This window comes from Qipengyuania vulgaris, assembly GCF_009827325.1.
Taxonomy (GTDB): Bacteria; Pseudomonadota; Alphaproteobacteria; order Sphingomonadales; family Sphingomonadaceae; genus Qipengyuania; species Qipengyuania vulgaris.
Map to the genome: position 1 here is coordinate 864,808 of NZ_WTYC01000001.1, position 15,461 is coordinate 880,268.

Sequence of the window (15,461 nt, forward strand, 5' to 3'; positions counted from 1 at the left end):
CGGACGAACAGCTGAGTCCGGGCGCAGCTAGATGGAGGCAACGTGCGCAATCGAAGCCGGACATCACTCCGCATCGCTCCCGCATGCCTGGCTATCCGAGCGAGGATCTGATGATCCAGCCTGCGACAGATACGGAATGCCAGCGGCTGATCGCCGATCTCCTGGTCTACATGTCTCCGCTGGAAAAGGCCGGACAGTTGACGATGCGGCCTGCTCCCCCTGCCGACGATCAAGGTGAAATGGAGCGGCTCGCGACTGAGGTTCGCGCGGGACGGATTGGATCAATCAGCGGAATCCAAAATCACGAACAGGCCGACTATTTCCAGAATGTCGCCCAGACCCAGTCGCGTCTCGGCATTCCTCTACTCTTCCCGGCAGAAACCGGGACCGGAATCGATACGATCTTTCCCACGGCATTCGCCGGAAGCTCCAGCTGGGATATGAATGCCATCGAAGCTTCGGAAGCCGCCATTGCGCAGGAAGCCGATCAGCGCGGCATAAACTGGGCATTTAGCCCCGAGGTCATTCTGAGCAATGCGCGTGAGGCGCCTGCGGACACGTGCGGGCAGGATACGCACTTGGCCGCAAGCATAGCTGCGGCACGGATCCGCGGATTGCAGCAGGCGGACACGAGGGGCGCCTTCACCCTGCTCTCCTGCCTGGATCTTTCGGCGGTCGTTGCAAGCCGTGGAAAGGAAGGCAATGCGGTTTGGCCGACGAGAGCGCTGGAGATTGCGCTCGCCGCTATCAGGGACGCAAATGTCGGGTCGATTGCCATCGGCGCCACAGACGGTGATACGAAGCGTGAAGTGGACATGGCCTTTGGATTCCTGAAAGGGCCGGGGGGCTTCGACGGCATATGGCTTAGCGAATGGGACGAGCTTGCAGGCGAACTGACGGCTTCCGAAATTGCGGGCCTGCGCGAAGGCATGTCGGCGGATTTGCTGGTGTCTGCAATCGATCAGGGGCTGATTTCTTCAGAGCGTCTTGATTCCATGGTCTCACGAGTACTGCGCGCAAAATTCCGTCTTGGCCTGCTTAGAGCAGCCTTGTCCTCCAGCCTGCCCCGGCAGGCCAGCACCTTGCCCACTCCGATTCACAATCGCGAAATCGCACTCGAACTCGCGCGGCGATCCCCCGTACTTCTCCGTAACGAGCCGCCATTGCTGCCGCTGGGGATCGATGCAGGGGATATACTTCTGGTGGGTCCCGCCGCCTCCGATCGATCGGCACCGCTCGCCGGCAGAGAAGGTATCGCAGCAAGCATTATCGACGGGTTTGAACAACTCGGCGTGCCGCATCGCTATGTATCGGGCCTTGCGTTGCGCGGCGGCGGAACGGCGCCGGGAGACATGATTGCCGCCGACCGCATGGCGATCGGGATGGCGATAGAAGCGGCGAAACGGGCGGGAACGGTCGTGCTGGCTCTCGCCGGCACCGCCTCCGGCGAACTCGGAGAAGCGAACGAGCAACTGATGTACGCGCTGTCTGCCGCCAATCCGCGGCTGGTGCTGGTGACCATGGGGCCGCGGCCGATCGATCCGCGGATTTCGGGACGATCCCTCCCCTGCATCCTGCATGCCGGCCAGTTGGGCACGATGAGTGGCCACGCCATTGCAGAGTTGCTGACCGCCGAATCTTCTCCCAGCGGTAAACTGTCCATGGGAATATTTTCGCCCGACGGGGCAGTCATGCTCCCCTTCGGCCACGGCCATACGTATGCCGACTTTGCCCTCACCGACTTCACTATCGAATTGGGGCGGGACCGTTTCTATGCCATCGCCCAGCTTCACAACACGGGAACTTGCGAAGGGACTGAAACCGTTCAACTCTACATCGCGCGCCGTACGGTGGACGACGGGGTGCCATCGAAGCACATGCCTCTCGCCGATTTCCAGCGAGTGCGGCTTCGGCCAGGCGAACGAGAAACCCTCACCATCGAAATCGGCCGGGAGGAACTGGGAGCACATCAGCCCGATGGCAGCTTCCGGATCGAAGGGGGAACCTTCGATGTTTTTCTTGGCCTGAGCAGCGAGAGGGGAATTGCCGGCAGGATCACGCTTTCTGAGCAGATGGCCCGCGCCATGACAGCACAAGGCATACACCCGAGCCCGACTCTAGGTGCATTTGGCACTCTCAGGAGTGCCTAGCGCCGCCCGTCCTCATCCAGCAACACAAGCAATGCAAAGCTCGCCAGCCAGTGTTCGCCGGCATAATCGCCCGTGACATGGTCGATTGCCGCTGCCAGATGGTCCGACGCACGGTTTTCCAGCATTTCCCGAGCTTCGTGCGGTCCCATGGCGGAAGCAATCTCCCGCAGCGCCCACGACCGGCTGAGGTTGAGGCCATCCAGGTGCGCGATCTTGCCGTCACTACGATCGGAGACAGTGACAGGCACGCACTCGCGGGCCAGCCAGCCGTTTTCGAGCACCAGCTTTTCGAACCACGGAACGAACAGGCCGTGCGGCATGACCCTGCTCATCAACATGGCAGCGGAAAGTGCGGGCGAAAGAAATTCGTCTCCGCCAGGCTCCCAACCCGAATAGGCTTGCCGCTGGCCAAAAGCGGCAAGCGCCCACTCGTCGATGACCGATAGCAATTTCACATCCCGCCTTTCGGCCCAGGCACGTGCCAGCAGAAGGGCAAAACCCGTGTTGAAGTGCGTGCCAACGGTGATCGGATAAGTCAGGATGCGAAGGTAATCTTCCATCCGCGCAGCGATCGCACGAGCGAGCGGCTCCATCTTCGCGGCCCATTCGCGATCGCCATGCCGCTCGGCTTCGTGGTGCAGGAAGAGCAGCCATGCCCAGCCATAAGGACGCTCGAAGCCGCGCGCTTCGGGCCGCTGGAGATAGGCCAGTTCGATGCGCAGTTTTTCCGCGGTGAAAGTTTCTTCGGCAAGCGTTTCGATCTCGTGGGCTTCGGGCATGTCGGGGAACTTCCGGCGCAGCGTCAGCAGCGTCCACCAGCCGTGGACACAGCTGTGCCAGTCGAAACTGCCGAAAAAGACCGGGTGCAGCGTCCGCGGTGGCCGCACATCCGCCTCGCTGGCCATCACATGGTCGAGCTTGTGGGGAAATTCCTGTCCCACATGGCCGAGAGCGATGCGCGCAAAAGCGCGGGCGATACCTTGCGTCAATTCCACAATATGAATGCCCCAAAGTAAATGATCGCGACATTGCATAGCCAGAGAGGGATGGCCGTGCCGATCTGCTGGCGGATCACGGCGTTCTGATCCTTCAGTTCGAGCAGAGCTGCGGGTACGATATTGAAATTGGCAGCCATGGGGGTCATCAATGTGCCGCAGAATCCCGCGAGCATTCCCACCGCTCCGATGACAGCCGGATTGCCGCCATAGGTCTCCACCAGCAGCGGAATGCCGATTGCCGCTGCCATCACGGGAAATGCGGCAAACGCGTTGCCCATGATCATTGTGAAAAGCGCCATGCCCAGGGTGAAGACGATGACGGTCAGGAAAATGCTGCCATCGGGGATGAGGTCCGCAGCGACCCCGCCGATTATCTCTCCCACTCCGGCCAGCGCGAAGACCGCGCCGAGAGCTGCCAGCATCTGAGGCAATATGGCGGCCCAGCCGATCGAATCCAGCAGGCGTCGCCCCTCTTCGGCTGGCGCCAGCAGCGGGGGCTTCAACCATACCATGGCCACGACCAGCGCGATCAGGACACCGACGCCGAACAGGATCAATGTCTCGCGCCGCGGTTCGAACAGGCCGGTCTCGCTGAGGGGTGTGTAGTTATAGAGCAGCGTACCCGCGACCGCGGTGAGCGGCACGATGAGAGCAGGGACGAACAGCTTGTTACCGAGCGCCCTGGATGCCTTGGCGCGATCTTCGATACCGGTGGTGGCAGGATCGCTTCGCTTCAGCCCTCCCACACCGGCGATCGCGACCAGTGCCAGTACCAGCAAGCCATTCGCGAGGTCGGACAGATGGCTGCCAAGGAGGAAACTCGCCGAAAGCAATCCCCAAAACGCGGCATTGCCGACCAACCTGTTGCGCAGGCTGAGCAGCGACCAGATCGCGAAAAAAACGCCCGCAAGGATATAGAGCCATTCATAGGTGATCACTTCGCGGCCCTCCCCAGTTTCCGGTCGAGGGCGCGGATTCGCCAGCTGTGAATGATGAAGGCACAGATTGCGGTCGGGATCGCCCAGACGGAAAGCTGCAGCGGCGTGAGCGGGTAACCGTAGCTTTCGAAGACACCCTGAATCAGCAGGATCGAGGCGATGGCGAAGAAGATGTCCTCGCCGAAGAACAGCCCGACATTGTCGGTTGCAGCGGACATGGCGAGCACCTTCTCGCGGTCGTCTTCCGCCAGCCTGCCGTGCGATTTTTCCGCCGCCGCTTCGGCCATCGGCGCGACCAGTGGACGAACCGCCTGAGGATGGCCGCCAATATCCTTCATGCCGAGCGCAGCGGTCAGCTGGCGGAAAAGCAGGTAGAAGGTCAGCAGCTTGCCCATGGTGGCGCCGCGGACGCTTTCGATCACCGCCCGCGCGCGCTGTTGCAGCCCATACCTTTCAAGCAATCCGATCACGGGCAGGATGATCCAGGTTACCGAGATATAGCGATTGTCGTTGAATGCCCGGCCCAGCGCCTCGATCACGGCGACGAAATCGAGGCCTGCCAAGAGACCCGTTGCGAGTGCCGAGCCGACCACGACGAACAGCGGATTGAAGCGCAGCGCAAAGCCAATCACAACCAGCGCGATGCCCAGCAAGGGCCAGTAATTCATTCGATTGCCTCTCCGAACCCGCCCCCACCGGGCGTCAGGATGACGAAGGTGTCACCAGGCTGCATCTCGGCAGAATCGGTCGCCGTCAACTCTTCGCGCGTGCCATCCTTGCGTTCGACCCAGTTGCGGCCCGGCTGGGCATCGCCGCCGCCATTGATGCCGCGCGGGGCGATCGTGCGCCGGTTGGCCAGCATGTTCGCCCGCATGTCCTCGAGGAAAGTGACGCGGCGCTCGACCCCGTCTCCGCCGCGGTGTGCGCCATCACCACCGGAACCGCGCCGGATGGCGAAGCTTTCGAGCCTTACCGGTAGGCGTGACTCGAGAATCTCGGGGTCGGTCAGGCGGCTGTTCGTCATATGTGTCTGCACCGCGCTTGTGCCGTCGTGATCCGGCCCTGCACCCGAACCGCCGCAGATCGTTTCGTAATACTGGTGGCGGTCATTGCCGAAGGTGAAATTGTTCATCGTCCCCTGGCTCGGTGCGAGTTTACCGGTCGCTGCAAAGAGCGTGTCGGTTACGACCTGGCTGGTCTCGACATTGCCAGCCACCACGGCCGCGCCGGGACGCGGGTTCAGCATCGATCCTTCGGGCACCACCAGCTCGACCGGGCGCAGGCAGCCATCGTTCATCGGTATCTGGTCGTCGATCAAGGTGCGCAGGACATAGAGCGCCGCGGCCCGTGTGATCGATCGGGGCGCGTTGAAATTTCCAGCCAGTTGATCGCTGGTGCCGGTGAAATCGAAGACTGCCGATCGCGTTTGGCGGTCTATCGTGATCGCCACCCTCACAGTCGCGCCATTATCCATCTCGTAGGCGAAGCTGCCATCATCGAGGCGGCCTAGCAGGCGGCGCACGCTCTCTTCGGCGTTGGCAAGCACGTGGTCCATATAGGCTGCGACGACTTCCGCGCCCTGATCGCGCGCTGCGCCTTGCAAAAGTTCCGTTCCGCGGGTGCAGGCAGCAAGCTGGGCGCGCAGATCGGACAAATTGCGGTCAGGATTGCGCGCAGGGTACTTGGCGGAAGCGAGAGCCTCGCGCACCGCTGTTTCGCAGAATGCGCCTTCATCGACCATGAGGAGATTGTCGATCATGACACCTTCCTCCTCGATCGTACGGCTTTCCGGCGGCATGGACCCGGGTGCGATACCGCCGATATCCGCATGGTGTCCTCGCGCAGCAACGAAGGCGTCCGGTTCTTCGCCGTCTTCTCCATAGAAGACCGGCACGATCACGGTGATGTCGGGCAGGTGCGTGCCGCCGCGAAATGGATCATTGAGCAAATAGGCATCGCCCCGTTTGAAGCCGCGGCCGTCGCGCTTTGCGCCGCGAGCCTCGATAGCGCGGGCAATACTGTCGCCCATCGAACCCAGGTGGACGGGGATGTGCGGCGCATTGGCGATCAGGCTTCCCTGCGCGTCGAACAGGGCACAGGAGAAATCGAGCCGCTCCTTGATATTGACCGATGTCGCCGTGGACTGGAGCACCACGCCCATTTCCTCGGCAATCGCCATGAAGAGATTGTTGAAAATCTCGAGCCGGACAGGGTCGACTTCGGTACCGACCGCGCGGTCGCGTTCAAGCGGCTCGAAGCGGGTCAGGACGAGAGAGCCCTCTTCCGCCAATCGTGCCTGCCATGCGGGCTCGATCACGGTAGTCGAGCCGGGATCGACGATCAGGGCCGGGCCGAAAATTTCCTCGCCCTCGCCCATTTCTGCGCGAGCGAGCGTGCGCCATGTTCCGCTTGCCTCGCCGCCAATCGAAACCGGATCGGCCTGGGCCGTGGCGAGACCTCCGGAAATTCCGCTGGCTTCCACGCTGAGCGCTTCCAGCACGATCGGAGCCTCGGCATCGGAGTAACCGAAGCGCTGGCGGTGGAGCAGTCGGAACGCTTCGTCCATTGTGTCTACCTCGCCAACCTCGACGGTCAGCATGGAATCGCTGCCTTGGAAGCGCAGGCGCGCGCGACTTTCCAGCTTGACCGTCTCGGCCTCGATGCCCTGCGCGGTCAAAGCTTCAAGTGCCTGTCCTTGGAGCGATGCCAGGTCCTGAGAGAAGTCGCCGGTCAGCGGCCTGACGAGGCTTACCTCGCGGATTGCCTTCACCGGGGCGAGGCCGATTCCGTAGGCCGAGAGGATGCCTGCTAGTGGATGGACCAGGACCGTCTCTATGCCCAGCTCGTCCGCGACCTTGCAGGCGTGCTGGCCGCCCGCTCCGCCGAAACAGGCAAGCGCATAGGTGGTCACGTCATGCCCTCGCGCCACGCTGATCTTGCGGATGGCATTGGCCATATTGTCTACCGCGATGGCGATGAAACCCCTCGCAATTTCGTCGAGTGGCTTGGGTTCCGGCAGCGATGCGGCAACTTCTTCCAAACGCCCGCGCGCCGCCTTCGGGTCAAGCGGCTGGTCACCGTCGCGACCGAACACACTCGGGAAAAAGACCGGATCGATACGGCCAAGAAACAGGTTGCAGTCGGTGACCGTGAGCGCGCCGCCCTTTCGATAGCACGCGGGCCCCGGATCGGCCCCGGCGCTTTCCGGTCCGACACGGAAGCGCGCGCCGTCGAAGCTGCAGATCGAACCGCCGCCAGCGGCAACAGTGTGAATCTGCATCATCGGCGCAGCGACGCGCACACCCGCGACGACACTGTCCCCCGTCAGTTCGTAGTCGCCGGCGTAGTGCGCGACATCGGTACTCGTACCGCCCATGTCGAACCCGATGAGCTTGGAGTGCCCCAGCGGCTCGGAAGCGGCGACCATGCCGACCACGCCGCCAGCAGGCCCTGACAGGATGGCATCCTTGCCCCGGAAAGCCCCAACCTCTGCGAGACCGCCATTCGACTGCATGAAACGCAGGCGATCCGCCTCTGGCAGCGCGGCACGCAAGGTGTCGGTGTAGCGCTTGAGCACCGGCGAGAGATAGGCATCGACCACGGTGGTATCGCCGCGCGGAACGAGCTTGATCAATGGCGCGACTTCGTGACTGACGCTGACCTGCGCAAAACCGATTTCGCGCGCGATCCGGGCGAGACGTTCCTCGTGGTCGCGATACTTCCAGCCGTGCATCAGGACGATGGCGAGGGCATCGAAGCCCTCGCCGCGAAGCGCTTCGAAGTCGCGCCGAACCGCGTCTTCATCGAGAGGTGTGATCACTTCGCCATCGACGCCTACGCGTTCGTCGACCTCTACCACCGTCGCGGACAATTGTTCGGGCAGTACGATATGCCGCGCGAAAATATCGGGCCGAGCCTGCGTGCCGATCCGCAGCGCATCGCCAAAACCGCGGGTGATCGCCAGCGCCAGCCGCTCTCCCTTGCGCTCGAGCAGGGCATTGGTTGCGACGGTTGTACCGATCCGCAGTTCCGCGATCGGACCCGTGCCGTGCTGCCCCATGAGCCGCCGCACCGCTTCGCTTGCTGCGTCGCGGTAATGCTCGGGGTTTTCGCTCAGGAGCTTGTCGGTCACCAGCCGCCCATCGGGCGTGGTGGCTACGACATCGGTGAACGTACCTCCGCGATCGATCGCGAAGCGCCATGCAGCTTGTTGGTCGGTCATCGCGCGCACCCTAGGCGCGCGCGAGACCCATGCAAGGGAAGATCAGACCCTGGCGTCGCGCTTTATGGTGATGACCTGAGGATAGGTGAATTCCTTCAATCCATCGACCCCGTACTCAGCGCCGAAGCCCGACTGCTTGTGTCCGCCGAACGGCGCCAGCGGCGAAATGTGAAGGAATTCGTTGATCCACACCGTACCCGTTTCGAGCTGTTCGGCAATTTCCACGCCCTTGTCGGTATCCTTGGTCCAGACTGCACCGGCGAGGCCATATTCGGAGTTGTTCGCCCGTTCGATGGCTTCTTCCACCGAGGCGAACTTCATCAGCGGCATAACCGGTCCGAACTGTTCTTCTGCCACGATGCGCGCATCTTCGGGCGGATTATCGAGGATGGTGATCGGCACGTAGTAGCCCGTGCCGGAGGGATCGACGTCACCGCCGGTCAGGAATTCATAGCCCTTGTCCTTGGCATCCTGGATCAATTCGCACACGCGGTCGAACTGCTTCTTGTTCTGGATCGGACCGACGCCGGTACCCTGCTGCGATCCGTCACCCACGACCACAGTTTTGGCGTATTCGGCAATGGCCCTGGAAAGGTCGTCATAGATATCTTCGTGGATGTAGATGCGTTTGGCAGCAACGCAGATCTGCCCGGCATTGGAAAAGCTAGACCAGAAAAGTTGTTCGGCCACCTTTTCGACATCGGCATCGGGCAGCACGATCGAGGCGTCGTTGCCGCCCAGTTCCAGCGTGATGCGCTTCAGATCGCCCGCTGCGCCTTCCATGATCTTCCTGCCTGTCGCCGTGGAGCCGGTGAAAGTGATCTTGTCGATATCGGGATGCTCGGTAATGAGCGGGCCGAGTTCGTCGGGGCCGGTGATGATATTGACCGTTCCGGCCGGCACAACGTCCTTGATCAATTCTGCAATGCGCAAGGTGGTAAGCGGCGTGAAGGGCGATGGCTTCAGCACGATGGTGCACCCAGAAATCAGTGCGGGCACGATTTTCTGGATCGCCATCATGACGGGGAAGTTCCACGGCACAATGCCGCCGACTACGCCAACCGGTACGCGGCGCGTACGGCTGAGGCGTGTGTCGTCATCCTGATTGATCACATCGTCGAGCGTGAGCGTCGATTGCGCTACGGCCAGTCCGGCAGCGCCGTAAATCTCCTGCTGCGCCTGCGCATGCGGCTTCCCCTGTTCGGTGGTCAGCAGGCGGAACAGTTCGTCGGCGTTTTCCTTGATCACTCCGGCGATGCCCTGCACGACCTTCTGGCGCTCTTCCGAGCTGGTCTTGCGCCAGATCTTGAATGCGCGCCGGGCGGCCGAGACTGCGCGGTCGAGTTCCTCCTTGCCGCAAGCGGGTGCAAGACCCACGACCTGCTCGTTAGCCGGGTTCACGACTTCGAACGTCTGTCCGGCAGTAACCAATTCGCCGTCTATCAGGTTGGCATAGGTCTTCGTCATGGGTCTCTCCTCGCGTGCAGATTCGGTTGCGGAGAGAAACGTAATGGTTCGCCGCAGAATCACAAACTCCAATCAACATGCGAAGCATCGAAGCCTGACTGGCGGCCACCCCAGCCTGGCTGACCCGCGACGATCAGAGGCCGAGCCAGGTTCGGATCAGCAGCGCCACCACACCAAGGACGGCGACACTGGCGAGCCAGATGCCGGCCATCCAGCCCAGCCTTTGCCAGAGTGGTTTCTCTTCAGGCCGCGTCATCAATGATAGCCCTCGTCCGCGACCTTCCCGCGGAAGACCCAATAGGCCCAGACGGTGTAGGCGATGATCAACGGCAGGGTAATCGCAACTCCGATCAGCATGAAAACCTGGCTTCGTTCGGGCGCTGCGGCATCCCAGATAGTCACGGACGGCGGTACGACGTTCGGCCACATCGTTACACCGAGTCCCGCCATGCCGAAGAAGAACAGTGCCAGGCTCAGCCAGAAGGGCTTGCTATGCCGTTCGACCGAGAGGGCGCGTAGCAGGGCCAGCGCGATGATGCCGGTCAGGATCGGTACGGGAGCAGCGAAATAGATTTCCGGTGCGGTCAGCCAGCGTTCGGCATATTCCGGACGCAGGCCGAGATTGTAGAGGCTGACACCGCCCATCAGGATGAAGGTCGCCCAGGCCGCGCGCTTGGCCATCTTGCGCGCGTGGTTCTGGCTGTCGCCTTCGAGTTTCCAGACCAGCCATGTCGCCCCGAGCAGCGCATAGCCCGCGACCGTGCCGAACCCGGTCAGCAAGGTATAGGGAGTGAACCAGTCGAACCAGCTTCCCGCATAGGAGCGGTCAACCACTTCGATACCCTGCAGCAAGGCGCCCAGTGTCATGCCCTGCGCCATCGCGGCCACCAGGCTACCCCCAGTGAAGGCCGCGTCCCAGTATCGCCGGTGGCCGGGATCACGCCACCGGTATTCGAACGCCACGCCGCGAAACACGAGGCCCAGAAGCATGGCGATGATCAGCGGATAGGTTGCAGGAAGGATGACGGCGTATGCCAGTGGAAAAGCCGCAAACAGGCCTCCCCCACCCAGCACCAGCCAGGTCTCGTTACCGTCCCAGACCGGCGCGATCGAATTCATCGCACGGTCGCGTTCCGGCCCCACCTCGAAAGTCGGGAAGAGTATCCCGATGCCGAGATCGAAGCCGTCCATCACGACATAGGCAAACACGGCAAAGGCAATGATGAACGCCCAGATGACGGTGAGATCGACGTTAACGGCCATCGGTCGCCTCCTCGTGGTCGCGCGGCAGGGTGTCGGGATCGGAACCCGGGTTCTGGGTCGGCCCAGGCATGATGCCCGCAGTCCGGATCGGCCCCTTTTCGCCGCGCTTCACACCATACTCGCCCGTGTGTGGCGGTTTGTGCATCAGGTGAAGGATGTACCAGACCCCCGCACCGAACACGACGAAGTAGACGATGACGAAGGCGAGTAGCGAGGCCCCCACGGCCGGCGCATCGAGTGGGCTTGCCGCATCAGCCGTTCGTAACAAATTGTAGATGACATAGGGCTGGCGGCCGACCTCGGTAGTGATCCAGCCTGCGAGGACAGCAACGAAGCCGCTGGGCGCCATGACCAGTGCCGCGCGGTGCAGTGTGCGCCAGTCGTAGAGCTTCTTCCGAAACCGCGCGAACAGGCTCCACATTCCAAGTCCCAGCATGGCGAAGCCGATGCCGACCATGATCCGGAACGACCAGAAGACGATGCCGACGGGCGGTTCTTCATCGTCCGGTATCGTGTCCAGCCCGGCCAGCGGAGCATTCAGGTCGTGTTTGAGAATGAGCGAGGAAGCCTTCGGAATCTCGATCGCGTAGTCCACACGCTTCTCTTCGCTGTTCGGAATGCCGAACAGGATCAGCGGCGCACCATCAGGGTGGCTGTCGAAATGCCCCTCCATCGCCATGACTTTCTGCGGCTGGTGCTCGAGCGTATTCAGCCCGTGCATGTCGCCCGCGAATATCTGGATCGGAGCGACGATCGCCGCCATCCACATCGCCATGGAAAACATCTTGCGCGCATGGAGGTTTGCGCGGTCCTTCAGCAGGTGCCATGCGCCAACCCCGCCCACCACAAAGGCAGTGGTGAGATAGGCGGCGATGACCGTGTGAACGAGGCGATAGGGGAAGCTCGGATTGAACACGATATTCCACCAGCTGTCGCCGGGCAGGTATTGTCCGTTTGCCCCGATTTCGTAACCGACCGGGGTCTGCATCCAGCTGTTGACCGACAGGATCCAGAACGCGCTGATGAAGGTGCCCACCGCCACCATCAGCGTCGCGGCGAAATGCAGCTTCTTCCCGACCCGGTTCATGCCGAACAGCATGACCCCCAGGAAACCTGCCTCGAGGAAGAAAGCGGTCAGCACTTCGTAAGCCATGAGCGGGCCGATAACCGGCCCTGCGATATCCGAGAATTTCGACCAGTTGGTGCCGAACTGGTAACTCATCACGATCCCGGACACGACGCCCATCGCGAATGTGATCGCGAAAATCTTCAGCCAGTATTTGAACAGGTCGAGATAAAGCTGCCTGCCGGTCTTGAGCCATAGCCCTTCGAGCACCGCGAGATAGCTGGCCAGTCCGATGGAGAAAGCCGGAAAGATGAAATGGAAGCTGACCGTAAAGGCAAACTGAATGCGGGCCAGCAGCAGAGCGTCGATTTGATCGAACATGAAAGACTAGTAGCAAACTCTTGCGGGATACGAAGTGCGAAGCTTCGAACAGCTATTCGCTTTGATGCATGCTTGACAAGGTTCCGCTTGCGAGTTGCCTTTCACGACTGGTTATTTGCCATACGCCATTTCGGAACGAGCCAATCGGCTCGGGTGTAGTTGCAGGTGAGGAGGTTCGAATGAAATCTTACGAAACCAGTTCGCAGCACCAGCGCCATCAAGGCAGATGGTCAACATTTGCAGCCATGATCGCTACGTCTATCGTAACGATGTTCGTTCTCAAATATTCGAACGTTTACGAGACCGGGCACGTCTGGTTCAGCCAGACCCGCATGTGGATGGCCCTGATGATGGGCATGGCGATGATCATCATCATGCTCGGTTTCATGTGGGGCATGTATCGCAGACTTGCCACCAAGGTTCTGGTCATGTGCGCGGCAGCTGCCGGTTTTCTGATTTTCCTTTTCCTCGCCCGCAGCCAGACGACCGTCGACGACCAAGCCTTCATGAAGGCAATGATACCGCATAACTCAATCGCCGTGCTGACAAGCCGCCGCGCCGAAATCTCGGATCCCCGCGTGCGTGAACTTGCCGATGCAATCATCGAGGCGCAGGTCAAGGAAATCGCACAGATGGAATTGCTGCTCGAAGACATCGAGACGAACGGCAAGCTGGGGGACGGAGCGCCCCCTGCCTCCCCGTACCGCAGCCTTGACGCCCCAACTGCAGGCGGAAGCCGAAGCCGCGGTCGGAAGAAAGATCACGCCGGAAATGCGCGAGGAACTGGATTCCCCGCGATGATTAGATCGCGATCCAGCCCAGTTCCTTCGCTCCCATCCACAGGCCCATACCAATCATGAAGAGGTTCTCGGTGAGCGAAACGAAGCCGAGTGGCACATTGCTGTTGCCGCCCACGCAAGCGCATTTCAGCTCGCGCTTGTCTATATAAACCGCCTTGAAGACGCTGACTGCGCCGACCGTGCCGATGAACAGCGCTACCGGAACTGATATGATCGGCAGGGCATGCGCCACCATCAGAACCCCCGCCAATGCTTCCCCGAACGGGTAGACGTAACCGTAGCGAACCCAGCGCCGGGCCAGGAGATCGTAGTTCAGGAACATCGTCGAGAAACTGCGGACGTCCTGCAGTTTCTGTATTGCGAGCAGTGCCATCGACAGGCTTACAAACCATTCGACCGCCTGGATGGTGAAGACGGTGCCGAAGACATACCAACTGATCGCAAGGCCGAGCAGGAAGGCAACGCCGAAGATCGCCAGAACGGGCTGATAGCTCGTCTCGCCTTCCTTCGGTTGACTGCGGGATTTTCCGAGAAACGCGCGCAGCTCCTCGTACCCTCCAACGCGCTTTCCGTCGATAAAGGTTTGCGGCGTGGTCGAGACCCCATGCTTTTCCTTGAAGGCATCGGTATCTTCCCGACTCTCGAGATGATGATCGTCGACCGAAAAACCTTCCCTTTTGAGAAGGTCGACCGTCTTCAATCCGTAGGGACAGAGATGTCCCGGCATGACCATCCGGTAGACAGTTGCCGTCTTTGCGCTCACGAGGCGCTCCCCGGATAGCTGGCCCACACGCTGCGGCCATCAGGACCGAAGGCGATTACCTCGAAGGCCTGGCGATGGTCCCCATGCTCCATCCCCGGTGAACCCATCGGCATCCCGGCGACAGCGAGGCCCGTCACACCGTCGGGGCGCTCGGCAAGGAGACGCTCGACATCCGCAGCAGGAACATGCCCTTCGATGACGTATCCGTCGGCGATCATAGTATGGCAGGAACGCAAATCGTCCGGCACACCGTTCTGCGTCTTGATCGACATCATATCCGGATGATCGATCGTCTCGACGACGTTTTTGTCTCCCTGCTCCATGTGATCCGCCCATGCGAGACAGCATCCGCAATTCGGATCGCGATACATGGTATAGGTTGCCGCCTGAGCCGCGCAGGCGGAGAGCGCGACGCCCATCAACATCGCTCCCGCTAGCGAGCGACGAGCAATGGCAGTGCGTAGAATATGAAGCATGGAATTCTCCTCTTCCTATAAACTTAAATGGTTGGGCCCATGGGCGAGTTCACCGCCCCAATAACCCTGCGCGCACAGGACCGCTGCGATAAGAAGCAGCATGACGCGGAAAGATCTGCGATCAGATCGGCGTTCAAGCACCACCGCTGCAATCGCTGCGACCGCTAGGCCAGTGCCTGTCCAGCGATGCCAATGCATTGTCGCATCACCGCCAAGCCAAAGACCGGTATGGATCCAGCCGAAGATCACTGCGACTACCGCTCCTGCCGCTCCACCCCAGGTCATCACCGAAACTGCTGCTGTCAGCCGGTTCGAAGGGCGGGCAAGGCCAATCAACTCCGCCAGCGTGGCCGCCAAAAGCAAACCGATCGGGAAATGAACCATCGCCGGGTGGAGGCTCGTCCAGATCGAGGTGTCAGTTACTTCGTGCTGTGAAACCGGACGGTCTCGATCCAATGCGTTCTGCGATGCTCCGATCTTGTCGCCGGCCGCGGGCATGCCGTTTACGGTAGGATTTTCTACCTCGGTCCCGTGGCTCTCCTTACCATGCGCCATGAGCGGTTGTCCTACGGCGAGCATCAGTAAAGCAACCATGAGACGAAACGCAGCGATCACCGCTTGGCCTTCTCGAACAGCGACACAAGTTCCTCGAACTTTTCACGTTGCATCGTTTCGTCGCCGCTTGCGATAGCCTCGGCAACGCAGCACGCCGCATGATCCTTCAAAACCTGGCTTTCGACCTTGGCGAGTGCCGATTTCACTGCCTGTATCTGATGCAGGATTTCCATGCAGTAGCGATCGTCATTGACCATCTGCGCGACTCCCCTGACCTGGCCGGCGATCCGGTTAAGTCGGTTGATTTTTGCGCTTTTCGCGTCGCTCATACTCGAATCCTGCTTGAAATACCCTAGGGGGGTATATAGAGGCTGGTTCGACC

General features: G+C 61.1%; 14 protein-coding genes. 2 read left to right on the top strand and 12 right to left on the bottom strand.

Annotated features, from left to right (window positions below; translation table 11 throughout):
• Window positions 1-83 precede the first annotated feature (83 nt).
• Entirely contained in the window at window positions 84-2,150 is a 2,067-nt protein-coding gene (locus GRI69_RS04160; RefSeq protein WP_160726947.1) for a glycoside hydrolase family 3 C-terminal domain-containing protein, read from the top strand.
• Here the strand turns inward: GRI69_RS04160 and GRI69_RS04165 are convergent.
• The 8 genes from GRI69_RS04165 to GRI69_RS04200 form a co-directional block, all read right to left on the bottom strand.
• Window positions 2,147-3,145: a DUF2891 domain-containing protein gene (locus tag GRI69_RS04165; protein ID WP_337191019.1), complete on the bottom strand. Its 999-nt coding sequence runs from the start codon at window positions 3,143-3,145 to the stop codon at window positions 2,147-2,149. The genes GRI69_RS04160 and GRI69_RS04165 overlap by 4 nt on opposite strands.
• Window positions 3,136-4,086, bottom strand: a complete 951-nt coding sequence (locus GRI69_RS04170; protein ID WP_160726949.1) for a 5-oxoproline transporter, DUF979 family subunit — start codon at window positions 4,084-4,086, stop codon at window positions 3,136-3,138. The genes GRI69_RS04165 and GRI69_RS04170 overlap by 10 nt, the downstream gene beginning before the upstream one ends.
• A complete protein-coding gene (locus GRI69_RS04175; RefSeq protein ID WP_160726950.1) occupies window positions 4,083-4,754 on the bottom strand; it encodes a DUF969 domain-containing protein in 672 nt (223 codons plus the stop codon). Before GRI69_RS04175 ends, GRI69_RS04170 begins: the two co-directional genes overlap by 4 nt.
• Window positions 4,751-8,308 carry a hydantoinase B/oxoprolinase family protein gene (locus GRI69_RS04180; RefSeq protein WP_160726951.1) on the bottom strand — a complete coding sequence of 1,186 codons (3,558 nt, stop codon included), beginning with the start codon at window positions 8,306-8,308 and terminating at the stop codon, window positions 4,751-4,753. Before GRI69_RS04180 ends, GRI69_RS04175 begins: the two co-directional genes overlap by 4 nt.
• Before the next feature lie 42 nt (window positions 8,309-8,350).
• Window positions 8,351-9,775 carry an aldehyde dehydrogenase family protein gene (locus GRI69_RS04185; protein ID WP_160726952.1) on the bottom strand — a complete coding sequence of 475 codons (1,425 nt, stop codon included), beginning with the start codon at window positions 9,773-9,775 and terminating at the stop codon, window positions 8,351-8,353.
• 133 nt (window positions 9,776-9,908) lie between these two features.
• Complete coding sequence (locus GRI69_RS04190; protein ID WP_160726953.1) at window positions 9,909-10,031, bottom strand: DUF2474 domain-containing protein; 123 nt, start codon at window positions 10,029-10,031, stop codon at window positions 9,909-9,911.
• A complete protein-coding gene (gene cydB / locus GRI69_RS04195; RefSeq protein WP_160726954.1) occupies window positions 10,031-11,038 on the bottom strand; it encodes a cytochrome d ubiquinol oxidase subunit II in 1,008 nt (335 codons plus the stop codon). The genes GRI69_RS04190 and cydB overlap by 1 nt, the downstream gene beginning before the upstream one ends.
• Window positions 11,028-12,485: a cytochrome ubiquinol oxidase subunit I gene (locus GRI69_RS04200; protein WP_160726955.1), complete on the bottom strand. Its 1,458-nt coding sequence runs from the start codon at window positions 12,483-12,485 to the stop codon at window positions 11,028-11,030. The genes cydB and GRI69_RS04200 overlap by 11 nt, the downstream gene beginning before the upstream one ends.
• A 179-nt stretch (window positions 12,486-12,664) precedes the next feature.
• On the opposite strand from GRI69_RS04200, the gene GRI69_RS04205 reads away from it, so the two are divergent.
• Window positions 12,665-13,345, top strand: coding sequence for a DUF305 domain-containing protein (locus GRI69_RS04205; protein ID WP_237452914.1), 681 nt, complete (start codon window positions 12,665-12,667; stop codon window positions 13,343-13,345).
• Here the strand turns inward: GRI69_RS04205 and GRI69_RS04210 are convergent.
• Genes GRI69_RS04210 through GRI69_RS04225 form a run of 4 tightly spaced genes read right to left on the bottom strand, consistent with a single transcriptional unit; the run spans window position 13,287 to window position 15,408 of the window.
• Window positions 13,287-14,018: a glutaredoxin family protein gene (locus GRI69_RS04210; RefSeq protein ID WP_160727045.1), complete on the bottom strand. Its 732-nt coding sequence runs from the start codon at window positions 14,016-14,018 to the stop codon at window positions 13,287-13,289. The two genes, GRI69_RS04205 and GRI69_RS04210, sit on opposite strands and share 59 nt — an antisense overlap.
• Before the next feature lie 26 nt (window positions 14,019-14,044).
• Window positions 14,045-14,524, bottom strand: a complete 480-nt coding sequence (locus GRI69_RS04215) for a DUF411 domain-containing protein (RefSeq protein WP_160726956.1) — start codon at window positions 14,522-14,524, stop codon at window positions 14,045-14,047.
• A 15-nt stretch (window positions 14,525-14,539) separates the two neighbouring features.
• Entirely contained in the window at window positions 14,540-15,079 is a 540-nt protein-coding gene (locus GRI69_RS04220) for a DUF2231 domain-containing protein (RefSeq protein ID WP_160726957.1), read from the bottom strand.
• 56 nt (window positions 15,080-15,135) lie between these two features.
• Entirely contained in the window at window positions 15,136-15,408 is a 273-nt protein-coding gene (locus tag GRI69_RS04225) for a metal-sensitive transcriptional regulator (protein ID WP_160726958.1), read from the bottom strand.
• Window positions 15,409-15,461: the final 53 nt, after the last annotated feature.